Source organism: Paenibacillus sp. 11B (assembly GCF_030487755.1).
Classification (GTDB): Bacteria; Bacillota; Bacilli; order Paenibacillales; family Paenibacillaceae; genus Paenibacillus; species Paenibacillus vandeheii.
In genome coordinates this window covers 531,226-553,914 of sequence record NZ_JAUKNS010000002.1, presented here as the reverse complement: position 1 = coordinate 553,914, position 22,689 = coordinate 531,226, and the positions used below count along the sequence as shown (strand labels likewise).

Annotated in this window: 19 protein-coding genes; 15 read left to right on the top strand and 4 right to left on the bottom strand. The window is 46.8% G+C overall.

The annotated features are described in order from the left end of the window. Together Q0V21_RS10890 and Q0V21_RS10885 are read left to right on the top strand one after the other, a co-directional pair. Complete coding sequence (locus Q0V21_RS10890) at positions 1 to 1,968, top strand: sucrose-specific PTS transporter subunit IIBC (protein WP_301878872.1); 1,968 nt, start codon at positions 1 to 3, stop codon at positions 1,966 to 1,968. Positions 1,969 to 2,541: 573 nt separating this feature from the next. After that, a complete protein-coding gene (locus Q0V21_RS10885) occupies positions 2,542 to 2,937 on the top strand; it encodes a hypothetical protein (RefSeq protein ID WP_079344292.1) in 396 nt (131 codons plus the stop codon). Between the two features lie 165 nt (positions 2,938 to 3,102). On the opposite strand, the gene Q0V21_RS10880 is transcribed toward Q0V21_RS10885, so the two are convergent. Next, on the bottom strand, positions 3,103 to 4,827 hold the full coding sequence (locus tag Q0V21_RS10880; protein WP_079344293.1) for a cellulase family glycosylhydrolase: 1,725 nt from the start codon (positions 4,825 to 4,827) through the stop codon (positions 3,103 to 3,105). Positions 4,828 to 5,129: 302 nt separating this feature from the next. On the opposite strand from Q0V21_RS10880, the gene Q0V21_RS10875 reads away from it, so the two are divergent. From Q0V21_RS10875 to Q0V21_RS10855, 5 genes are all read left to right on the top strand, one after another. Further along, positions 5,130 to 5,960 carry an amidohydrolase family protein gene (locus Q0V21_RS10875; RefSeq protein WP_301878871.1) on the top strand — a complete coding sequence of 277 codons (831 nt, stop codon included), beginning with the start codon at positions 5,130 to 5,132 and terminating at the stop codon, positions 5,958 to 5,960. Between the two features lie 419 nt (positions 5,961 to 6,379). Beyond that, complete coding sequence (locus tag Q0V21_RS10870; RefSeq protein WP_079344295.1) at positions 6,380 to 7,822, top strand: 6-phospho-beta-glucosidase; 1,443 nt, start codon at positions 6,380 to 6,382, stop codon at positions 7,820 to 7,822. A gap of 286 nt (positions 7,823 to 8,108) precedes the next feature. Beyond that, positions 8,109 to 8,939 carry a BglG family transcription antiterminator LicT gene (gene licT, locus Q0V21_RS10865; RefSeq protein ID WP_079344759.1) on the top strand — a complete coding sequence of 277 codons (831 nt, stop codon included), beginning with the start codon at positions 8,109 to 8,111 and terminating at the stop codon, positions 8,937 to 8,939. Positions 8,940 to 9,156: 217 nt separating this feature from the next. Next, the gene (locus tag Q0V21_RS10860) at positions 9,157 to 11,046 is read left to right on the top strand and encodes a beta-glucoside-specific PTS transporter subunit IIABC (RefSeq protein ID WP_301878870.1); all 1,890 of its coding nucleotides are present in this window, start codon (positions 9,157 to 9,159) and stop codon (positions 11,044 to 11,046) included. 51 nt (positions 11,047 to 11,097) lie between these two features. After that, a complete protein-coding gene (locus Q0V21_RS10855) occupies positions 11,098 to 11,277 on the top strand; it encodes a hypothetical protein (RefSeq protein WP_179132561.1) in 180 nt (59 codons plus the stop codon). Here the strand turns inward: Q0V21_RS10855 and Q0V21_RS10850 are convergent. Next, positions 11,274 to 11,864: a biotin transporter BioY gene (locus tag Q0V21_RS10850; RefSeq protein ID WP_301878869.1), complete on the bottom strand. Its 591-nt coding sequence runs from the start codon at positions 11,862 to 11,864 to the stop codon at positions 11,274 to 11,276. The two genes, Q0V21_RS10855 and Q0V21_RS10850, sit on opposite strands and share 4 nt — an antisense overlap. A gap of 130 nt (positions 11,865 to 11,994) precedes the next feature. On the opposite strand from Q0V21_RS10850, the gene Q0V21_RS10845 reads away from it, so the two are divergent. From Q0V21_RS10845 to Q0V21_RS10825, 5 genes are all read left to right on the top strand, one after another. Next, positions 11,995 to 12,840, top strand: coding sequence for an ATP-binding cassette domain-containing protein (locus Q0V21_RS10845; RefSeq protein WP_301878868.1), 846 nt, complete (start codon positions 11,995 to 11,997; stop codon positions 12,838 to 12,840). Further along, positions 12,825 to 14,579, top strand: a complete 1,755-nt coding sequence (locus tag Q0V21_RS10840) for an ATP-binding cassette domain-containing protein (RefSeq protein WP_301878867.1) — start codon at positions 12,825 to 12,827, stop codon at positions 14,577 to 14,579. The genes Q0V21_RS10845 and Q0V21_RS10840 overlap by 16 nt, the downstream gene beginning before the upstream one ends. 98 nt (positions 14,580 to 14,677) lie before the next feature. Then, positions 14,678 to 14,986 (top strand): hypothetical protein, encoded by a 309-nt coding sequence (locus Q0V21_RS10835; RefSeq protein WP_024628740.1) that lies wholly within the window; start codon positions 14,678 to 14,680, stop codon positions 14,984 to 14,986. A gap of 171 nt (positions 14,987 to 15,157) precedes the next feature. Then, positions 15,158 to 15,733 (top strand): GNAT family N-acetyltransferase, encoded by a 576-nt coding sequence (locus Q0V21_RS10830; protein WP_079344301.1) that lies wholly within the window; start codon positions 15,158 to 15,160, stop codon positions 15,731 to 15,733. A gap of 78 nt (positions 15,734 to 15,811) precedes the next feature. Next, the gene (locus tag Q0V21_RS10825; RefSeq protein ID WP_301878865.1) at positions 15,812 to 16,381 is read left to right on the top strand and encodes a GNAT family N-acetyltransferase; all 570 of its coding nucleotides are present in this window, start codon (positions 15,812 to 15,814) and stop codon (positions 16,379 to 16,381) included. A gap of 158 nt (positions 16,382 to 16,539) precedes the next feature. Here Q0V21_RS10825 and Q0V21_RS10820 read toward each other — a convergent pair whose 3' ends face one another. Together Q0V21_RS10820 and Q0V21_RS10815 are read right to left on the bottom strand one after the other, a co-directional pair. Continuing rightward, positions 16,540 to 18,066, bottom strand: coding sequence for a sensor histidine kinase (locus tag Q0V21_RS10820; RefSeq protein WP_301878864.1), 1,527 nt, complete (start codon positions 18,064 to 18,066; stop codon positions 16,540 to 16,542). Next, positions 18,066 to 18,749, bottom strand: a complete 684-nt coding sequence (locus Q0V21_RS10815) for a response regulator transcription factor (RefSeq protein WP_079344304.1) — start codon at positions 18,747 to 18,749, stop codon at positions 18,066 to 18,068. Before Q0V21_RS10815 ends, Q0V21_RS10820 begins: the two co-directional genes overlap by 1 nt. A 203-nt stretch (positions 18,750 to 18,952) precedes the next feature. Between Q0V21_RS10815 and Q0V21_RS10810 the strand changes: the two genes are divergently transcribed. From Q0V21_RS10810 to Q0V21_RS10800, 3 genes are all read left to right on the top strand, one after another. Beyond that, on the top strand, positions 18,953 to 21,199 hold the full coding sequence (locus tag Q0V21_RS10810) for an ArnT family glycosyltransferase (protein ID WP_301878863.1): 2,247 nt from the start codon (positions 18,953 to 18,955) through the stop codon (positions 21,197 to 21,199). A 73-nt stretch (positions 21,200 to 21,272) separates the two neighbouring features. Continuing rightward, entirely contained in the window at positions 21,273 to 22,259 is a 987-nt protein-coding gene (locus Q0V21_RS10805; RefSeq protein WP_301248084.1) for a glycosyltransferase family 2 protein, read from the top strand. Then, entirely contained in the window at positions 22,252 to 22,689 is a 438-nt protein-coding gene (locus Q0V21_RS10800; RefSeq protein WP_301878861.1) for a GtrA family protein, read from the top strand. Before Q0V21_RS10805 ends, Q0V21_RS10800 begins: the two co-directional genes overlap by 8 nt.

Here is a 22,689-nt window from a genome sequence, read left to right as displayed (position 1 = left end):
ATGTCGGATAATCAGCAGATTGCCCAGGACGTTATTCGTGCCATCGGGGGCAAAGAAAATATCGCGTCAGTTGCACATTGTGCAACACGTCTTCGGATCATGGTGAATGACAAGGACAAGATCGATCAGAAGCAGGTCGAGAACATCGACAAAGTGAAAGGTGCTTTTTTCAACTCGGGCCAGTATCAGATCATTTTCGGAACAGGAACCGTAAACCGGATATTTGAAGAGGTAGAGAAGCTGGGGATCGAGGGAACTTCCAAGGAAGACGTGAAGAGTCAGGGCAAAAAGGAAGGCAATGCTTTTCAACGGGCCATTCGTACGTTTGGTGACGTTTTTGTACCGATTATTCCTGTGCTCGTGGCAACGGGGCTGTTCATGGGGCTGCGGGGGATGCTCACTCAGAATGAAATTCTTTCGCTATTTGGTGCAACACCTGAAGACATTTCGCCCAATTTCCTGCTATTTACTCAGATCCTGACGGATACAGCATTTGCATTTCTTCCTGCACTAGTAGCTTGGTCTGCGTTCCGCGTATTTGGCGGGAGTCCGGTTCTGGGTATCGTTTTGGGTCTGATGCTTGTGAATCCGGCGCTGCCAAATGCGTACGCTGTGGCCGATGGATCGGCACAACCGCTGCATATGTTCGGGTTCATACCGGTAGTCGGGTATCAGGGCTCCGTGCTGCCTGCGTTCTTCGTGGGGTTGATCGGAGCGAAGTTTGAGAAAGTTCTGAGAAGACGTGTACCGGAGGCACTGGACTTAATTCTTACCCCTTTTATTACGCTGACGGTCATGATTACGTTGGGACTCTTCGCGATCGGCCCGGTATTCCATTCCCTGGAGGAGTGGGTGCTGCATGGAACGACTGCCGTATTGGGACTGCCATTTGGTATTGCGGGTATTATTATTGGTTTCTTTCATCAAATTATTGTCGTTACCGGTGTTCATCACATCTTTAACTTTCTGGAGATTCAATTGCTGGAGAAAACGGGCTTTAATCCGTTCAACGCGATTATTACCTGTGCTATGGCTGCACAAGGAGCGGCTTGTCTGGCGGTGGGGTTGAAAACCAAAAATACGAAGCTGAAAGCACTCGCACTTCCTTCGTCATTTTCTGCATTTCTTGGGATTACCGAACCTGCTATCTTCGGGGTTAACTTGCGGTATATGAAACCATTTATCATGGGGCTTGTTGGAGGCGCTGTTGGTGGATTTCTCGCATCCTTGTTCCACTTGCAAGGTACTGGTATGGCGGTGACGGTTATTCCGGGAACTCTGCTGTATCTGAACAGTCAATTGCCTTTGTACATTTTGTCCAATGTGGTGGCTATGGGAATTGCCTTTGCACTTACCTGGTTCTTTGGATATAAGGATCAGCCCGTTGCGGAGGAAGTATCGAGCCATGCAGAAGAAGAGAACAAGTCGGAGGTTCCGGCGCAAAAGTCAAACCCATCTGCCAGCCTGGCTGTGAACCATCGTACAAAAGTAGGTATCCTGGAGATTGCCTCACCGATGACAGGCACAGCCGTTGCTTTGGAGCAGGTTCCTGATCCTGCATTCTCGGAAAAGCATATGGGAGAAGGGATCGCTATCGAGCCTTCTGAGGGTAAAGTATTTGCACCTTTTGACGGCGTTATCGCTCATGTGATGAACAAGAGCAAACATGCAATAATTCTGGAACATGAAACGGGTGTTCAGATGCTAGTGCATATTGGAATTAACACGGTTGGATTGAAGGGGGAAGGTTTTACCGCACATGTGAATAGCGGCGACACCGTAACCGCAGGACAACTGTTGATTGAATTTGACATGGAAGCCATTCAGGCTGCAGGACTTCCATTGATTACACCTGTGCTCATTCCCCATGGGAACGATCGGATTGAACAGGCGATGGCTAATTTCACAGGCCCTGTCCAAGCTAATGGGGAAGCACTAATCGTTGTGAAATTTACTGAACCGCAATAAGAGAAAAATTGAAAAAAACAGGTCAGAAAATGCAAAGAGACCCGGTGTATATCACCAGGGTTTATTTGCATTTTTATGTATCATTTCTTCAAAACGGAAGGTGTCAAAAAGAATAATACGTCAGGGCATATTGCATCAGAAAGGAGCGGATTTGCAATCACCGTTCCAACCTCCATAGGCAAAATCACCTTATTGTTATCACTATACTGCCGATTATGTTACGACTGATTTGAAGCTGAAGTAAAATAAATCCCCATTGAAAAAAGGCCTGTTTTACCGATTTTTGGTTTGGAATGCACACATGTAAGCGATTAATGAGAGATATATCTGCGTTTTGGACTCGAATAACTCGATATTTTCTTCCGCTCATGATAGACCGAGCAACATGGCGCATGACAGCGAAAAGAGAAGTTTAAATAAGAAACGCTCACCCGAATGCCCAGGAATGAATCAGAACAGTGCAGAATTCCAATGCAGTTGAATTGCGGAGATAAGGATAGAGGACTATGATTCGCACATAACATACTCCAGACGGCATTTGCAGGATCTGATGTGAAGGCGAGGTTGGCGGTAATGGATGAAGTAATGATGGTTGTATCGACAGGATATGGTGAGGCGGGTAAGAATTTTGTGGAGGTATTACTGAAGAGGGGATTTGCAGTTGTTGTACTTGTCCACAGTGAAGAGGAGAAGAAACAACTTCAAGCACTTGGTGCAGTCACTGTGTGCTCCATTCAGGACACTTCAGGCCGTAATCAGTTTCCGCCCGAATTCGTTGTGAAAAACGCCTTTGTCTTCGAAAATAACTTGCCACAGTGCTGCCAGGATATTGAGCTGTGTCGCACCTTGTGTCCGCAACAACTCTATGTCGTTTCCAGCAATAGGGCTCGTGTTGGGCTTGTATATAAAGGCCTGGGAGCAACATATGTCATTCACAGCCGAAATGGAGATGTTTCATTTTTATTGTAAACCGCAACACGAAAGACTGAGGCGGCGAAGTCGCCTGATCATGCTCTCCTATCGCCAGTGGGATTTAACCACGTAAAAATGAAAAACGTTCTGTCCAGAGCCCTGTGCCCTGGACAAAACGTTTCGTGAAACCCAATCTGCTATAGATTGGGCTGTAAAACCCTATTAGGAAGAGATTCCGACAACACTGGAACCATTCTTTGTAATTTTGTACGTAATGATGTCTCCGCTCCAGAAGTGGAACTTAAGAATGACTTCGCCATTATTCGTTTCGTTGAAAAAGTTTTGTTTCAGTTCAATCACGTTATTACTGTAATTCGGACTGAAGGTGTAGGAAAATTCTTTGAATGAAGTCCAGTTTTGCGGACCCGCGTTCCCTCCATTTGTATACGTTGCTTCCATGGTGGCCAATTGATTGCCATTAAAGGTAGTCGGAATCGCAAATGAGCTCGTTGTGCCCGTTACATTACTCAGTTTAGGCGTATCATACTTGATGATATTCAGGTTCCAGTTTGCGCCTTTGTTGAATTTGATGGTCAGCTTGGCATTGACGCCAAGATTGCCGGAAGTGGTCAGTCTGGTCAATAGACTGGATTTCAATGTCAGCACATCACCACTGATGGTGTAATCCGTTCCATTCACAAGGGTTGTATTACCATTGACAAGAGAACTAAATGTATTGCCATTGAGATTCAGTTTTACGGTTTTATCCTGAATTGCAGCCCCTTTTTTCAGATATACCAGATCGGATTCAGCAGTGGACGAACGACCTGTCCAGCTTGCTTTCATCGTGTTATACAGGTCAGGGTCAGACCAGGTGAAGCTGGTACGGCCGAAGTGCTGTCCATTATCCCATAACATGGTGGTCATTTGCTTCGAACGGAGGTATTGGCCAATGAATTCAAAGAATTTCAATTTCTCACCTTGCTCAATGACGCCTGTGTGCTGATCAAAGCCGAGCAAGCCATACTCACCGACGATAACCGGAATGCCTTTGGCAGTAAAAGCATTGTACACACGGTCGAAGGTATCCGTAATATCCTTTTGCACTTCAGCATTATATTTCGTATACCCAGCAATATTTACGCTGAATGGCCAGAAGCCATAGTAGTGGACTGTAGCGATAAGGTTAGGATCATTCAATTTCGCAATCGTCTGGGATAATGCATCAAGATCTGGTTGAGCGGAAGAGGTATGCAACGTTGGGAGGACCAATGGACGTGTTGCATTATTTCCCCCCGATGCTCTCACGATTTTATGAAAAGATACATTTAACTCATCCAGCAACGCGTATGCAGTAGCAGTATTCGTTGTACCACCTTCGGTGAAGCGTGGTTCATTTACACTTTCGAACATCAGCTTGGTGGACGCATTTTTGAATTTGTTTGCAATTTGAGTCCAGGCAGAGTTGTACCGTGCAAGAACATTGGCATGGTCATTCTCCATATAGCTGATCCACTGCCATGAATCGTGATGGATGTTGATCATGACATACAGATTAGCATCAAGTGCCCAGTTTACAACCTGTTGTACCCGATTCATGTAAGCGGTATCAATAGTGTAGTTGGGTGCTCCCCCCATGTGAGCTTGCCAGGTCACTGGAATACGAATACTCTTGTAGCCTTGATTGGCGATACTTTGGATCAACTGCTGAGTAATTAGCGGGTTACCCCAGGCCGTTTCATCTGCACCAACAGCATCCAGTGAATTACCGAGATTCCAGCCCGGCTCCATCGCAGTAACGTAGGATTGAATATTAGTAGGAGCTGCGGCAGCACTTGTCTGAACCGTCTCATCTGTAGCAGCAGAGGCGATGGCGGATGAGAACAAGGACAGGATCATTGCTGTTACGATAGTGAGTGAGAGGACCGATTTGCGGTTTTTGTTCATTAACATAATCTCCTTTATTGTGGAATAGTAGAATAGTTTATCATTCCTGTCTGTTTTGGGAACAAGCCCAGCACGTCACAAGTTAAGTGACAATAAAATGGGATCACCTCCAAATAAAGTATTGAAAGCGTTTTCTGAATTGTAAATATATCATGTTTCAAGGGATGTACATACCCTTATTATTGGAAGAAAATTCATATAGAAATTAGTGATTACACAAAAGACATTTTTTGCGGAAAGGAAGAATAGCGTTGCAATCATGTATTTCTTTCGGTTAAATAAAGTTACAGGAGGAGATATCCATGAAGCTGGATTCACATCAACATTTCTGGAGCTATAATACCGCCGATTATGGATGGATTGGGGATGATATGGGCGTAATTCGCCGTTCCTTTCTTCCAGAGGACTTAGAGCCGTTGCTTATCAATTCAGGATTTTCGGGATGTGTCGCTGTCCAGGCAAGACAATCCGTGAAGGAGACGGAATGGCTTCTGCAATTGGCAGAGCAGTATGCGTTTATCAAGGGTGTTGTGGGATGGGTCAATTTGTGCTCAGCTGAAGCTGAGAGTCAGCTTGAGAGATATGCAGCGAATCCCTGGTTGAAGGGAGTACGTCATGTCATACAGGATGAACCTGATCTGAAATTTGTAGTGCGTAAGGATTTTCAGCGAGGCATCGCTCTGCTTCAGCAGCATAATCTGGCGTATGATCTGCTGGTGTCCAAAGAGCAGCTGCCTTACGCAGTGGAGCTGGTGAGAAGCTTCCCGGAGCAGCGTTTTGTGCTTGATCATCTGGCGAAACCGGATATTAAGTCAAGGGAGCTATCACCTTGGATGGAAGCTCTCTATTCTCTGGCTGAACATCCGAATGCGTATTGCAAGCTCTCCGGGATGGTTACTGAAGCGGATGGGGAGAATTGGGAGCAGGAAGACTTTACAGCTTATCTAGATGTCGCCATCAATGCTTTTGGTTCGGATAGATTAATGTTTGGCTCGGATTGGCCTGTCAGCATGGTGTCGGCTACATACTCCGAAGTACTTGAGTTAGTTAGGAACCATGTGTGTACCTTGTCTGAAGCGGAACAGAATATGATTTTCGGAGGTACCTGTAGAGCTTTTTATTTGCAGGACTGAAGCTGACTCACCCCGGAGAAACATTAATGATATTGACAGTGTCCTTATTCCTTGCTAAAGTTTTATCCATCCGCATAATTGTGATCTGGGAATGTTACCGATATGGGCATAACCTGAGCTGGCTTGTTTACACTGCAACGTGTATCCAGGCTGGTTCGGGTTTTTTGTATTTAAGTTGAACGAACGATTTTACATTGGACACTGCGCTGACAGAACAATCTTCCGATCTCTGTAAAGGCGAAGCGTATGCTTCCGAAGCAGCTTTCTTTCAGAAAGCTTTTAACTCCGCTTCTCCAGATTTTTTCTGTCCCCTCCGTTTATGATGTAAATGTGTAATTCAACATAAATATTTTGTCATATTAGTGTTTCTTGCGATTGGAGCGGATAACAGAATTACATATTTGGAAGGAGATTGAATGATGACTAATTTTAAGTTTCCCAAAGACTTTTTGTGGGGTGGAGCCATTGCTGCCAATCAGGCGGAGGGCGCTTATCTGGAAGATGGCAAGGGACTAAGTATTGTTGACTTGCTGCCGACAGGAGAGAATCGCAGAAGCATCATGAAGGGCAATGTTCCTGCATTGACCCCGCTGGAAACTGAGTTCTATCCTTCACATGAAGCGATTGATTTTTACCACCGTTATCCCGAGGATATTGCTTTGTTTGCCGAGATGGGATTCAAAGCGCTGCGAGTGTCGATTGCCTGGGCACGGATTTTCCCGACCGGAGAAGATGCACAGCCAAATGAAGCGGGATTGCAATTTTATGATCGCTTGTTCGATGGACTGTTGAAGCACGGTATTGAGCCTGTGGTTACGCTCGCTCACTTCGATGTACCAGTTAATCTAATTGAGAAATATGGCAGTTGGAGAAGTCGTGAACTGGTGGGTCTTTTTGAAACCTATGCCAAAACCGTATTCAGCCGTTACAAGGACAAGGTGAAATACTGGATGACCTTCAATGAAATTAACATGCTGCTGCATCTGCCATTCCTGGGCGCGGGTCTTGTCTTCAAGGATGGTGAAAATGTGAAGGAGATCCAGTATCAGGCCGCACACCATCAATTGGTGGCAAGTGCGCTGGCTGTTAAAGCCTGTCACGAGATAATTCCCGGCGCAATGATTGGCTGTATGCTTGCGGCAGGCAGCTTCTATCCGTATACATGTAATCCGGAAGATGTATTCCAGGGCATGGAGAAAGACAGGGAGTCCTATTTCTTCATTGATGTTCAGTCGCGAGGAGAGTATCCGGGTTATGCTAAACGTTTCTTCAAGGACCATGGATTGAATATTGCCATGCAGCCAGGTGATGACGAAATTCTGAAAAACCATACCGTTGATTATATCGGATTTAGTTATTATTCAAGTCGTACAACCTCCACGGACCCTGAAGTGGTCAAAAACATGACGACCGGCAATGTATTTGGTTCTGTAGCGAATCCATATTTGGCAAAATCGGAGTGGGGTTGGACGATTGATCCCAAAGGTATCCGTATTACAGCCAATCAACTGCATGACCGATATCAAAAACCGCTGTTTGTTGTGGAAAATGGATTTGGAGCCAATGATGTGGTTACACCTGAAGGTGAGGTTGATGATGCGTACCGCATTGATTATCTGAAACGCCATGTTGCCGAGATGGGTGAAGCTCTGCAGGACGGTGTAGAGATAATCGGTTATACCAGCTGGGGGCCTATTGATATTGTCAGTGCTTCTTCGGGAGAAATGAGAAAACGCTATGGTTACATCTATGTGGATCGTGACAATGAAGGTAAGGGTGACCTGAAGCGAATCAAGAAGAAGAGCTTCCACTGGTACAAAAATGTTATTGAATCGGATGGCAGCAATTTAGGTGAAGAGTAAAAAGTGCATTATCGGGATAATTCTCCCTCATATGATCGGAAGGACCATTCTTCATGGAACTTCCGATTGTTCCCTCATTGAAAGCGTTGACATATATGTCTCTTCGCGCTATACTTGACGCAATTATATCGTTTTGGGATTGTTACTACTTGAAGTAGGCAAAACCTAAGCACCAAAAAAACAGACGTACATGTCTTGTTTATTTTGTGATGCTTCAGGTTTTTTTTGTACGCCCAAAAGGTGATATATGACTGCCAAGAGAGTGGATCGTGACGGGGGGATTGAAGTGAAAATAGCAAAGGTTATCAACAATAACGTCATTAGCATCTATCAAGCGGATGGAGCAGAGCTTGTCGTGATGGGGCGTGGGATTGCCTTTAAGAAAAAACCGGGGGATAAAGTAGACGAGACCCGCATCCAGAAAGTATTTGCGCTTAAAAACAAGCAGACATCCGACAATTTCAAAATGCTGCTGCGCGAAGTGCCGATGGAACTAATCGAGATAGTAGAGGAAATTATTACCTACGCCAGAGAGAATCTCGGTCGCAATTTGAATGAAAATATCTATGTTTCCCTAACAGATCACATTAACTTTGCGATTGAACGATATCGTGAAGGGGTTGAAATCAAGAATGCACTGATGTGGGAAATCAAACAGCTGTACAAGGCTGAGTTCGGATTGGGTCTGAAAACGCTGGAGCAGATTAAGACCAGACTGGATATTGAGCTTCCACCGGATGAAGCAGCGTATATTGCCCTGCATATTGTCAATGCAGAGATGAATGAAGAAGTCATTACAACGATGAACATCACGAAGTTTATTCAACAGATTATTAATATAGCAAAATATCACTTCAAGATGGAATTCGATGAAGAGTCTCTCAGTTATTTTCGCTTCATTACGCATCTGAAGTTCTTCTCCCAGAGGGTATTAAGCGGAACGCATTATGACAACAACTATGACCACTTCTATGACATGATCAAAGAGAAGCACCCGGAAGCAGCGGCATGTGCGGAGAAAATCGAAATGTTCGTTAACAAGGAATATAACCATCAGCTTACCAACGAAGAGAAATTGTATCTGACCGTCCACATTGAACGTGTCGTTAATCGTTAATAATTAAAATGTTGACAAATTTGGTTAAATCATAATAATATGAGATTAACAGGAATTGAATACGATTTAACTGGGATTGTTACTGGTTATGCAGGCAAAACCTAAGTCATGAGAAGACAGGACCCGATTTGTGTCCAAAACTTACTCAAGGCTTAGGTTTTTTGCGTGCAAAAAAATCGGTAAGATGCCTGTTTTAGTAAATATGGGGGTGCACAGCATGAGTCAGGAAAAACTCGCAAAAGAGATCGTCGAGCTGGTCGGCGGCGAAAAGAATGTGGTATCACTGGTACATTGCGCAACACGTTTGCGGTTTGTATTGAAGGATGATGCCAAGGCAGACAAAGCCAAGCTGGAAAAGACAGAGGGAATTATCGCAGTCAAGGAAAACGGGGGTCAGTTCCAGGTGGTCGTTGGCAATAAGGTGCCTGAAGTTTACAGCGCCATTGGTCAGATCAGCAACATTTTGGATGACTCTTCCGAAAAGGAACAGCCGAAGAAATCCGCAAAAGGCCTAGGCGGCATTATTGATGTGATTTCCAGTATTTTTGCTCCGCTGCTAGGGGTTATGGCGGGGGCCGGTATCCTGAAAGGATTGCTGCTCATTGCAAGTAATGTCGGCTGGCTGGAAACGACGGAAACCACGTATAAGATCTTGTTTGCGGCGGCAGACAGTCTGTTTTATTTCCTGCCGTTGCTGTTAGCGGTTACAACCGCCCGCAAATTCCAGGGTAACATGTTTGTGGCGATGACGATCGCAGGCGCATTAATCTATCCTTCCATCGTTACACTCAAGGCGGAGGGTACGCCAATTGATTTCTTCGGGATTCCTGTCATTTTGATGAACTATTCATCTACCGTTATTCCTATTATTCTGGCAGTGATCGTCATGAGCAAATTGGAGAAATTCTTCAATAAAGTTCTTCACGAAAGTGTGAAAAATTTTGTCACTCCATTATTTTTGCTTGTCATTATGGTACCTCTTACCTTGCTCGTATTCGGTCCATTTGGAGTATATGTAGGTAATGCCATTGCATCAGGACTCGTGGCCGCCTTCGGATTCAGTCCGTTATTGGCAGGAGCCGTTATGGGTGCAAGCTGGCAGCTGCTCGTTATTTTCGGAATTCATTGGGGTCTCATTCCCGTATTCATTAATAACGTTGCTGTATATGGGCGTGATGGCGTCAAGCCGGCTGCGACAGCTTCCATCTTCGCACAGACCGGAGCTGCCTTCGGTGTTATGCTGAAAACCAAAAATAAAAAGCTGAAAACGCTGGCAGGTTCATCTACACTGACAGCCCTGTTCGGGATTACTGAGCCTGCCATCTATGGTGTGACTCTTCCACTCAAACGTCCATTCATCGCAGGAGTTATCGGTGGTGCGGTAGGTGGGGCCATCATTGGTCAAGCAGGTACTCAGGCATTCGCTTCGGGCGCTCCAGGCCTGCTGACTTTACCGATCTTCTATGGACCGGGTGGAGAGGGCTTCCCTGGACTGATCCTTGGGATCTGCGTATCCTTTGTTGTTGCGGCTGCACTGACCTACATTATGGGATTCAAAGATCCGGTTGAAGAAGAAGAAAAAGAAAAAAGCACGGAAACCACCAAGCCATCCGAAAGAACAGCGGCTTCATCGGATCAAGAAGTACTCAGCCCGATCGAGGGAACCATTGTGGATCTTAGCGATGTACCTGACCCGGCATTTTCATCGGGCGCGATGGGCAAAGGCATTGCCATTGAGCCAGCAGTCGGCCGAGTCGTTGCTCCTTTTGACGGTACAATTACCGTGGCTTTCAAGAAGAAACATGCACTGGCTGTTGTATCGGATACGGGGGCTGAGATTTTGGTCCATGTCGGGGTGGATACGGTTAAGCTAGATGGTCAGCACTTTACATCACATATCCAGGAAGGTGATCGGGTGAAAGCGGGAGACTTGCTGCTGGAATTCGATATCGCTCAGATCAAGGCTGCAGGTTATCATACGGTAACACCTATCATTGTAACGAATTCTACGGATTATGAGGAAGTGGTTCCTTTGATTACGGGACAAGTTCGGGTTCAAGAACCGTTACTTACCCTGTATGGTGGTAAGGGACCGGAACAAGAGTAGGAATAGGAACAAAAGCCGTGTCCAACGTAGAACAGAATGTTTTCTGTTTACGTGGACACGGCTTTTTGGCTGTTAACCAATCAGATTCAAATTCACCAGATCCTGAACCTGTCCCATCATGGAGATTGGATCTTCCCGAAAGCAGTCTTCCATCATGCGGTAGACCTGGCCGTTCTGTACTGCCGGAAGCTGCTGCCAATACCTGCTGCGTTCAACTCAATGAAGTCTTAAGAATCTGCTCGTACAACCGTTGAGTTCATGTTGCCAGTCAGTCGCTGTGGAGGGAAGACCATGCGAACAGGTGCGATGATAATCGCAGCGAACAAGGCTTTGATCAGATCACCGATGATGTAGGGATAGAATCCTTGAATCATGGCCTCGGGTAACGACATTTTGTAAGCATAGGCCAACCAGGGCACGCCCGAAACATAGATCAGCATTGAACCAAACACCTCAAATACAATAAAGGCCAGGAAATAACCAACGAATCCGTTCAGTTTGATTTTACTGAGCAGCAATCCGATGATCAATGCGGAGAAGGGCCACATCATGACATATCCCCCGGTAGGCCCGAGGAGTACAGCCAGTCCACCTGCGCCATGCAGAAGCGGGAAACCAATTGCAGTCAGGATGACGACCATAGCGATACTTAGAAAACCATATAATGGACCAAGCAGTCCGCCTGCCAGCATAACCGCAAGAGTTTGCAATGTAATCGGCACAGGAGAGAAACCAATGGGAATACTTATGTATCCAAAAATAACAAGTATGGCTGCCATGAGTGCGCTAAATACAATACCTCGCAAAGACAATTTCATGTTTGAACATTCCTTTCAATTTTGGTAATCTTATTGTTAACCGATCAAACGAATGTGGTTAACGATTTGGATCGTACCACAAAAGATTCAAAAGGGAAAGGACCAATTTAAGATGCAAGACGTTACACCTTTGATAACACTAGAAAATGTCCGTGTTCATTATGCGTCCGAGTCAGGGCGTGTTCGTAAGGCAGTGGATGGAGTTTCACTGAAATTGATTCCCGGAGAATGGATAAGTATCGTGGGAGCCAATGGTAGCGGCAAAAGTACGCTGGCTGGGCTGCTGATTGGATTCATTCCGTTATCCGGCGGGGAAAGAAAGGCTTCTCCAGAACTGGTTGTTCGTGGAGTTCTCCAGCAGCCTGATGCGCAGGTACTTGGGGATACCATTGAGGAGGAATTTCATTTTGCCTTAGCCTCGTTGCTTGAATCTCCTGAGGAGCACTTACGACGGAGAGAGCACGCTTTACATACGGTAGGGCTTGAGCATCCGCCAGAGGCGGCCATATCTATGCTGTCTGGAGGACAGAAGCAGCTGCTTAATATCGCGGTTGCGCTGGCGGCCAAGCCGGATGTACTCATTCTGGACGAACCTACGGCCATGCTTGACCCTGGAGCCAGAGATCGAATGGAAGCTGTAGTTCAAGCCATTGTCCAGCAAGGGACAGCAGTAATCTGGATTACGCATCATTTGGAGGAAGCGACGCTGTGCGATCGAATTATTGCCATGGAACAGGGAAGCTGCGTTTACGATGGAACGCCTGAGGTTTTCTTCTATGGAAGGGAGAGGCAGGAGACGACGGCTGAGGCTGGAAAAGAAGCACAACAACCATCGCCCTGCGAAAAGCTTGGGCTTGCTCCACCTTTTACGGTGCAGACAGCTCTACTCCTGAAACGAAAAGGTCTGCTCCAACATGCGACACCTCTGCGACCTGAGCAGTTGGTTAAGGAGGTAGCCCTTTGGCAATCGAGCTAGAACATGTAGGCATTGCTTCGTCACAATCGGACAGAAGAGCGCTGCTTCAAGATATCACTGTCCAACTGAACCGTGGAGAAATCACTTTGTTGCTGGGCTGCACAGGGTCAGGTAAAACCACACTGCTGCAAACAATCGCAGGTCTAAAACCTCCAGATGCGGGTAGCCTCAAGCTGGACGGAGAGCCTTACTGGCAGAAGGGGAAAGTACCACAGTCCATTCTGCTGCAAATGGGGTTGGTCTTTCAATTTCCCGAGCAGCAGCTATTCGCCCGAAGCATTGGGCGTGAATTTGCGTATTCCCTACGTCCATATCGTCTACCCGAAGAACAAAAGAAAAGGCAGATAAATGAGGCGCTTGAGCGCTGGGACTCCCCGACGGGGGGACATGAAGGGGAAGAACGATTTCATCTGGACAGATCACCCTTTGCACTAAGTGGAGGCGAACGGAGAAGACTGGGGCTCGCCCTGGGAACGGCTGCGCAGCCTCCGTGGCTATTGCTCGATGAACCGAGCGCCGGATTGGAAGCGCAAAGTGTAGTCACGCTGCTGGACGTATTGAATCAGCATCGAAATGCAGGTGAGGGAGCCATTGTGGCTACGCATGATCTGGACACGTTTTTACCTCTTGCGGATCGTGTTCTTTTGTTGCAAAAGGGACGTCTGGTTGGTGATGTTTCACCAAAAGAACTTCAGGCTAGGCCAGAATTACTGGAGCTTGCCGGAATTGGGCTTCCACCTTCCATGCAATTGGCACAGCAATTCGCGGCGGCGGGCATGCCTTTGCCTTTTACTGCGTTGACCCCGGAGGAAATGGCTGAAAGTATTGTTCAGTTCGTTAATGAGCCGTTAGAGCCAAAGGATGATGCCGTTGATAATGAGGAACAATTCAGAGATGAAGATAGGCATGGCTTGTCACACTTCGACACTTCGGGAGGAGAAGACAGACAGGAGGCTATCTACGCCCACGCTGAATCAGGTTCAAGCAGAGGAATATATGGAGCCATGGACCCGCGTCTGAAATGGGTTTTATACATTTTGCTCGTGACTGCGACGATGCTACAACACCACTGGCTAGGTTTGTCACTCACGTTGGTTCCGGTATTGCTGGCCCTTGTTGTGCTGCCTCGTCACACTTTGACTGGATGTATAAAGTTAATGAAGCCGCTGGTACTGTTTTTTCTCGTATCCACAGCGTTATCGGGTACGACTCTTTCTACAGAAGGAGGCGGTCTACAGTTCGGATTTTCCCTGATGCAGGCGGAAGCGACGTTACTGAATGTGTACCGTTTGTTTATCGTCACGTTGGCAAGTCTTTGGTTTTCACTGACTACGCCTTATGGGCGCATGGTGGAAGGACTGAATTGGGTGCTTGCCGTCGGCAAAAAAATTAAGCTGCCCGTGTCATCGTTTGCACTCGCCGTGTCTTTAATCTTCCGTTTTATCCCGATGATCTGGAGTGAATGGCAGCGCTTCTCGCTGATCGTCAGGGCACGTGGCAAAGCTGCATTACGACCAAATACGGTACGGGTACGTGATCTTGGTCCGATGGTCATTCCCTTGCTCATGGCGCTGTTTCAGCGTGCAGAGGACATGACGATAGCGATGGAAATGCGAAAAGTCAGAGAGAATTCCATGCTTGGAGCACGCTCCTCCTTATTGATATGGTCCAAACGGGATACGTGGATTTGTATGATTGGACTTATTGTCTTTGTATTTTATATCTGGATCAGAGATTGAAGAATGTACTTTTGCCAATGAACATGCATAAATGCTTTCATTCCCGTTCAAACTAAACATGCTTTGATCACCACGAAGCAGATATGGAGGGACGAACGATGAAGGATAAATTTTTGCAAGAAGATAGGAAAGAATATACCGATGTGTCCACGGTGGAGTCGCAGCGAAATGATATCACACTCGAAGAGTTCCCTGAAGGTCCTTACGGCTCATCTCTGATGTCTGAATCTCTTGGCAAAAGCTCGCCGTGGCGAGTGGATCAAAGGACTGCACACCGTTTCGATTATGAAAATCATGAGCTGCACGAAGGGGAAGTACGGGATTATCCCGGTCAGGACGTCTTCGATGAAACGGTCCCCGATAGTGTAACCAAACCACAATACCCGGAAGAAGAAGAATCGGAATGACGTTATATATAAAATAGATGATAGCCTTCGGCAGGATCGTTCTGTCCGGGGGCTATTTTTAGTTGTATCGAAAAAGAAAACAAATCTCCTCAAATTCCACAATATGGGTTATCATAGGCATAGCTTATATTAAATTGAGAAACAATTCATTGCCAAACGGGGGATATCAGAATGAGAGAGATTAACTATAACGATTATTTTTGGCAGGATGATCAGGTCAGATTGCGGGCTCTGCGTGAGGAAGATTGGGAAGATCATTATTATAACCGCTTCGATTCACCTGCTCGCCGTTTACTGGAATGTGCAGTGGAGCTGCCCCCTACGAATACTGAGGCGAAGAAATTTACGGAAGCCTTTTCGGATTTTTCTCTAGACAGAGGACGGATCATGTTTACGATTGAAAATATGGATGGTGAGAATGTCGGGGGCGTGAACCTGAACAGCATCGATGAAAGGAATGGTACCTTTAGCATTGGAATTCAAATTGACAGGGATCATCGCGGAAAAGGATATGGAACGAGAGCCATTCGAATCTTGCTAAAATATGCCTTTTTCGAGCGTAGGCTTAATAAATTCAACGATTATGTTCTCGAAGGCAATGAACCTTCCGCAGCTATGATGAGAAAACTTGGGTGTGTGCAGGAAGGCGTGCGTCGTCAGGTGATTTATACCGATGGAAAATATCAGGATCTGATCCTGTTCGGATTAACGAAAGACGAGTTTATTGATAAGGAAGGACTTGCGTGAGTCCCATTTTAAATCAGAGCGGCATGGTGTTTATGATCTGCCAATGTTAGCTGTGTAAGATGAATTATAGGAGGCATTATGAAACAAACCATAAAAAGTGATGAATTAATCATTGATTGCAAAGATATTTATTTGCGCGAGTATCGAGCTGAGGATTTGGAGAAATTGCAGGAAATCACCTGGCAACCCGAGGTTTACGAATTTTTGCCGGGATGGAATGCTACGGTTGAAGAGAGAGCCCTCTGGCTCACTCAATACGAAATTCCCGAGAATCAGAATTTTAAACAAGCTGTTTTGGCGGGTGGGGACATTGGGGACCTCTATTTACGTTTGGCTATCGTGCTCAAAGAAAATGATGAGTTCATAGGATGGTGCTGCTCGGGGATCAAGGATGAACTGCCAGTGCCCAATCGGGAGATTATGTACGGCATTTCGAAACACTTCCGGAACCGTGGCTTTACAACACAGGCAGTACAAGGAATAACACAGTATTTATTTGAAAATACAAACATTGAAGTGTTGAATGCCATCGCTTTATTATCGAATCAGGCATCCAATAAGGTGATACAGAAATGCAATTTTGAATGGCTGAATCTGCTCGAAATCGAGAATGAACCGTACAACCATTACCAATTGCGGAAACAGTAACGATAACTCTCGATACAAATGCACAATGCACCAATACACCAATCCGATACTAAACAAATAACCCTTCCCATTTCGCCGTAGAAATGAAAGGGTTATTCGTCATTTAGGAGCCGCAATAAAACGAAAACGAAAACTGCATCTTGCAAGCCTCGTTCAGCTTAGGCTTCACCCTCTACCAATGGCAATAAAATCGTAAATTGGGTTCCTGCGCCGATCTGGCTGCGTACTGTGATTTTCCCGCCATACGACTCCACAATTGAACGGGTGATGGCAAGGCCAAGACCAGCGCCACCTTGTTTTCTCGAACGGGAAGAGCTTGTGCGGTAGAAGCGTTCAAAAATGTGAGGGAGATGCTCCGGTTCAATCCCTGAGCCATTATCTTTTATGGTTAACTCAGCTTTATGCTGAACGGCATATAACGTGATGCTGATTGCCCCCCGATCTGAATCGGTGTGCTGTACTGCATTGTGGAACAGATTGAGCACCACCTGCTTCAATTTATGAGCATCAGCCATGACATGGACTTCAGCCGTCAGGTCAAGGTGAACCTGTCTTTGCTGAGCCATCATGACAAGCTGTGGCTGCATTTCGAGCAGCAAACTGTCGAGTTGAATGACCTCCTGCTCCTGCTGGGGCGCCTGGTCCAGCTTGGTCAGCATCAGCAGATCCTCTACGAGTTTGTTGATGCGGACGGATTCACCATACATGCTGTTCAAAGCGTTATATAATTGCTCGCTATTGGAGGCTGCGCCGCGCTTGAGCACCTCAATAAATCCGTGAATGGAGGTAAGAGGGGTACGCAGCTCATGGGAAGCATCGGACAGAAAACGCTGCATTTGCTCTTTCGACTCCCGCTCTGCTTCAAATGAGTCTTCCAGCCTTTCGAGCATGCCGTTAAATGAAAGTGCCAGCTGATCTACTTCCTGTTGTCCTTGCACCGCAGGAAGGCGTTCGGCCAGACTGCCTGCATCGATTCGTTGCACCGTGTCTACCATGCTGGATAAGGGAATCAGTGTCCGGCGAAGTGCCTTGGTGTATAGAATGAGTCCAGCGACCATAGCCAGCAGGGATAACATCAAGAAGATCAGAAGCTGTTTCACGATCAGATCTTTTAGCGGTTTCGTAGGCGTGCCCATCTGCACCATGGGTAAGCCGCGATTACGTGGTCCCGGTGAGGAGAAAACGATTAACTGCTCATTGCCCTGGTTATCCGTTACAATCCGGTATGGAACATGATGCTTATCGTTGATCTGATCTGTAATGTTCTCATATTCAACGGATGTCAAGCGAGGAGCGGTCAGACCGTCTTCACCAAAAATGTCCTCGAAGCCACTTTGATTATCAAATAAAGCCAGTGAACGATCCGGAATGTACAAGAAACGATTGCCTGATCCTCTTGGATCTGATCCGGATTGCCCGCCAAAAGGATTATTTGTCGCACCACTTCGTGAAGACGTTCCGAGCCAAACAGGGGGCATGGACATGAGCTGCTCTTCCATCGTTTTCGCCTGATTGCGATACAGAAAGCTTTCCATAATCCAGAATTGAAGAATACCAATTAATAGTAGCAGCGCAGCCAGAATGAACAGGGAGCGCGCGAGTAATTGAGAGCGAAGCGAACGTGGCGATACCCAGCGATGCAGCCATGCCCAAGGAAGTTTATCCTTCAATGGTAAAGACCCCATTAGAGATCCACCCTGTATCCGACACCTCGAAGGGTACGAATGAGTTTATGCTCTTTATCCCCCAATTTGTCACGCAAGGAGCGAACGTACACCTCCACAATGTTTTCTTCTCCACCAAAATCATACCCCCACACACGGTTCAGAATGGTCGCTTTACTCAGGACAATGCCATGATTAAGCACGATGAATTTTAAAAGTTCATATTCGGTAGGAGACAACTCCAGAATCTGATCGTGATAGGTAATTTCTTTGCGTTGATCATCGATACGGAATGGCCCATGAGTCACCGCCCCGATTAATAAAGGAAACTGATTACGAAGCCTTGCCTGTATCCGTGCAAGCAGTTCATCGAATGCAAATGGTTTAATCATATAATCGTCGGCACCAAGCCATAGGCCTTTGACGCGATTCTCGACTTCATCTTTGGCTGTCAGCATGATCACCCCGATCTGAGCCCCGCTCTTGCGCAGACGCTCAACAACCTCAAACCCATCCATCTCTGGCATCATGACATCCAGAATGGCCATATGTGGACGGAAATCAAGTGCCAATTCAAGCGCAGCGGCTCCGTCGGGGGCTGTACGTACATCAAAGCCTTCATTGCTTAGTCCAAGCTCCAGAAATTGCAAAATATGTGGTTCATCATCTGCCAAAAGTATTTTAATGCCAGTACTCAGCTTCATAAGCAGGCGTTCCTCCCCGTTAAATCCATCTATTACATACCCTCAATTTTACAGGTCTATATGCTATATTATCGCTCGCCAAACTGAAAATTAGCTGAAAAGTTTGCAAGTTATCCTCAGGCAACATTCAGCGGGCACTCATCCCAGTTTTACTTTGGCATGCCACAATAGTAGACATGTAGAACTTGAAGGAGTGATTGAGATTGAATAACGCCAAACGAAGGATTGATCTTGTCCTTCTGCCGATTGTTTTACTGGCGGCATTTCTGAACGGGTACGGCATCTGGAACGATCAATATGCCAATTCCTATTATACGACCGCCGTTGGGAGCATGCTGAGAAATTTCCATAACTTTTTCTATGCATCGCTCGACTCGGCTGGTTCGGTAACGGTAGACAAACCACCCGTTGTCTTCTGGATTCAAACCGCTTTTGCTTACGTTTTTGGATTGCATGGATGGAGTGTTATTTTACCGCAAGCATTAGCGGGGATCGGTTCGGTGCTGCTGATTTATTTCATGGTCAAGCCTACATTTGGACTTGGCGCGGCGCGAATCTCGGCACTTGCGATGGCAACGGTGCCTGTTGTGGCAGCAGTCAGCCGTACTAATAATATTGACAGCATGCTGGTGTTTACGCTGCTGCTAGGTTCATGGTTTTTGTTCAAAGGAAGCAAGCAAGGCAGTACTTGGCGCATTCTGGTTGCCTTTGCGCTCATTGGACTTGCTTTTAATATGAAAATGCTGCAAGCCTATATGATTCTTCCGGCTTTCTACTTGTTCTATCTGCTTGCATTCAACGCCAAGTGGAGAAGAAAAATCATCTTGCTGATCGGAAGTACGGCAGTGCTGGCCGTTGTTTCCTTATCCTGGGCAGTCACCGTGGATTCTATACCGACTGATGAGCGGCCTTATATCGGCAGCAGTGAAACGAATTCGGTGCTGGAGCTGGCTTTTGGATATAACGGTTTATCCCGTCTCACGGGACAACAGAACAGATCAGCGAATGCAGGTATGCCAAATGTCTCTGATGAAGGTAATGTTCGTGGCAGCTCCAATTCCCAGGGTTCCGGAACAGATCAGTCGGGCAGCGGCTCGGCTCCAACAGGAAATCTACCGGGAAACGGTGAAATGGGTGGCATGAACGGAATGACTTTCCCGGGCGGCCAGATGCCAAACGGTGGCGAGATGCCTAATGGAAGGAATTTCGGAGGCGGTAATGGCGGTGGAGGCATGGGCGGCATGTTTGGTACGGGGGAAAAAGGTCCTCTGCGGTTATTCCAAACTGAACTGTCCGGTCAGGCCAGTTGGCTGTTGCCGATTGTATTGCTTGGCTGCATCGCCATTTTTGCAGGATTAAGACGAAGAAATATAACCGATAAGCATAAGGAAGCTTTGTTCTGGCTGGCCTGGCTGCTTCCGGTAGCTGCTTTCTTTAGTGTGGCAGGCTTCTTCCATCAATATTATCTGATTATGCTCGCACCTCCGGTAGCGGCATTAACCGGAGCAGGGTTTGCCGCCATGTGGACGGCATATCGTGAACGCAATGGCTGGCAAGCCTGGCTGCTTCCGTTGTCCGTGCTGCTGACGACCATCTTCGGCTGGTATATCATGCAGGTGTATAACGAGACTATCGGGGCAGGTTGGTCCATAGGTGAATTAATTGCAGGCATTCTAATCACGATTATCCTGATTGTGATGCTTAATCGTTCACACCCATGGAAACAGGGTTTGATTATCGCAGGCTTCATGGTCATGCTGATCGGTCCGATCTATTGGGCATTCACACCTATCACGTATGGAGGCAACAGCATGATTCCGGCTGCTGGACCTACAGGTTCCAATGGGATGTTCGGCGGCATGGGCATGGCTATGGGAGATAGACAGGGTGATCGCGATGGTGGCGATATGGATATGACTCCGCCGAATGCATCAGATGACACCGCTCAGGATATCCCATCGTCCGATGATGCTGACCCGAACAATGCGGGCATGGGAACACCTCCGAATTCAGGAGGAAGCATGAATGGTGGCGGAGGAATGCCTACGACAGGTGGGCGAGGTGGAGCAGGGAACCGCAACGAAGAAGTGGACACCACAACCCTGAATTATCTGAGAGAGCATAACACAGGTGAAACCTATCTCTTCGCAACGACGGACTACAACCAGGCCGCCCCTTATATCATTGATGAAAATGAAGCAGTCATTACGCTTGGTGGGTTCTCGGGTTCAGATCCGGTGTATACCACGGAAAAACTGGAACAACTCGTGAAGAGTGGACAAGTGAAATACTTCATGGTAGGTGGCATGGGTGGCCGAGGTGGAAGTTCTGATATCGGCGACTGGATCAAGGAGCATGGTACGGAGATTCCAACGTCAGAGTGGAAGACGGGAACAGATAGCGATTCCGGTTTCGGCGGTCAAACGACTTTATATGAAGTGAAATTATAAGTGTGATCCAAGTGATACACGATATGAACTTGAACAATTCGAATGAAAACAACGGAAAAGGGAGGGAACGAACATGGCTCAAAAGTACCGTTACAGCATTATCATTCCAATGTATAACGAAGAAGCGGTGATTGAGGAGACCTATCGGCGTCTGAAAAAAGTCATGGGCAGTACGGGAGAGAGTTACGAGCTGTTGTTTGTCAATGACGGCAGTGTGGACCAAAGTGCACAGATGATCCGTGACTACGCCCGCTGGGATGAAAGTGTGAAGCTGATTGATTTTGCACGCAACTTTGGTCACCAGATCGCGATTACGGCAGGTATGGATTATGCAGCAGGCGACGCAGTCGTCATAATTGATGCGGATCTTCAGGACCCTCCCGAGCTGATATTGGACATGATCGACAAGTGGAAAGAGGGCTACGAGGTTGTCTATGCCCGTCGGACCAGCAGAAGCGGGGAGACCCGCTTCAAGAAATGGTCGGCAAGCCTGTTCTACCGCGTACTGCGAGCGTCGACGGATACGGATATTCCAGTGGATACCGGGGATTTCCGCTTGATGGATCGCAAGGTATGTGATGAGATGAAGCGTCTTCCGGAGAAGAATCGATTTGTCCGCGGATTGGTCAGTTGGGTGGGATTTCGTCAGACAGCCATTGAGTATGAACGGGATGAACGTTTGGCAGGGGAAACCAAATACCCGTTGAAACGCATGTTAAAGCTGAGTCTGGACGGCATTACATCATTCTCACACAAGCCGCTCAAGCTTGCGGGATACGTGGGTGCTGTCCTGTCCATCGGCGGCTTCATCTATATGCTAAGTGTCATCGCTTCGGCGATATTTACAGATTCAACGATCAAAGGATGGCCCTCGATGGTCAGCATCATGCTGATCTTTAACGGCTTCATTCTGATCATGCTGGGCATTCTTGGCGAGTATGTCGGCCGAATCTACGATGAAACCAAGGCGCGCCCGCTATACATTGTGAGAGATGTGTATCAGGTGGAAAGTCAGTCGGGTCAGACACGGTTAACGGGCAGAGTTGCTCACCATGACTAATCGTCTGGTCACGTTGTTTAAGTTCGGAATCGTGGGCGTCCTGAATACAGCAGTGGATGCAATGGTGTTTACGTTGCTTGCTGCCGCAGGCACACCTGCTCTGATTGCCCAGGTGATCTCCTACAGCTGCGGGGTCGTAAACAGTTACTGGTGGAACGGCAGGTGGACTTTCCAGGATGCAGGAAGACAGGACAAAAAAAACGAAATCATGCGTTTTGTAATTACCAATCTCTTGGTTCTGGCGCTATCCTCCCTGATTCTGTACTTCTGCAATAGCACATTAGGCTGGAGCATTGTAATGAGTAAAATACTGGCGACCCTCTCGGGCATGATTATAAACTATATTGCCAGTCGGTATTGGGTGTTCCGGGCAGATCCTGCTCAAAGGTCTGATTCGTCATCTGATGCTAATGAAAGGAGTGTTTCATGA

What these genes read in the sequence shown, in the direction of transcription:
- Q0V21_RS10890 (WP_301878872.1), top strand. Translation starts at nt 1, where the DNA reads ATGTCGGATAATCAGCAGATTGCCCAGGACGTTATTCGTGCCATCGGG.
- Q0V21_RS10885 (WP_079344292.1), top strand. Translation starts at nt 2,542, where the DNA reads ATGGATGAAGTAATGATGGTTGTATCGACAGGATATGGTGAGGCGGGT.
- Q0V21_RS10880 (WP_079344293.1), bottom strand. Translation starts at nt 4,827, where the DNA reads ATGAACAAAAACCGCAAATCGGTCCTCTCACTCACTATCGTAACAGCA.
- Q0V21_RS10875 (WP_301878871.1), top strand. Translation starts at nt 5,130, where the DNA reads ATGAAGCTGGATTCACATCAACATTTCTGGAGCTATAATACCGCCGAT.
- Q0V21_RS10870 (WP_079344295.1), top strand. Translation starts at nt 6,380, where the DNA reads ATGACTAATTTTAAGTTTCCCAAAGACTTTTTGTGGGGTGGAGCCATT.
- Q0V21_RS10860 (WP_301878870.1), top strand. Translation starts at nt 9,157, where the DNA reads ATGAGTCAGGAAAAACTCGCAAAAGAGATCGTCGAGCTGGTCGGCGGC.
- Q0V21_RS10850 (WP_301878869.1), bottom strand. Translation starts at nt 11,864, where the DNA reads ATGAAATTGTCTTTGCGAGGTATTGTATTTAGCGCACTCATGGCAGCC.
- Q0V21_RS10835 (WP_024628740.1), top strand. Translation starts at nt 14,678, where the DNA reads ATGAAGGATAAATTTTTGCAAGAAGATAGGAAAGAATATACCGATGTG.
- Q0V21_RS10830 (WP_079344301.1), top strand. Translation starts at nt 15,158, where the DNA reads ATGAGAGAGATTAACTATAACGATTATTTTTGGCAGGATGATCAGGTC.
- Q0V21_RS10825 (WP_301878865.1), top strand. Translation starts at nt 15,812, where the DNA reads ATGAAACAAACCATAAAAAGTGATGAATTAATCATTGATTGCAAAGAT.
- Q0V21_RS10820 (WP_301878864.1), bottom strand. Translation starts at nt 18,066, where the DNA reads ATGGGGTCTTTACCATTGAAGGATAAACTTCCTTGGGCATGGCTGCAT.
- Q0V21_RS10815 (WP_079344304.1), bottom strand. Translation starts at nt 18,749, where the DNA reads ATGAAGCTGAGTACTGGCATTAAAATACTTTTGGCAGATGATGAACCA.
- Q0V21_RS10805 (WP_301248084.1), top strand. Translation starts at nt 21,273, where the DNA reads ATGGCTCAAAAGTACCGTTACAGCATTATCATTCCAATGTATAACGAA.
- Q0V21_RS10800 (WP_301878861.1), top strand. Translation starts at nt 22,252, where the DNA reads ATGACTAATCGTCTGGTCACGTTGTTTAAGTTCGGAATCGTGGGCGTC.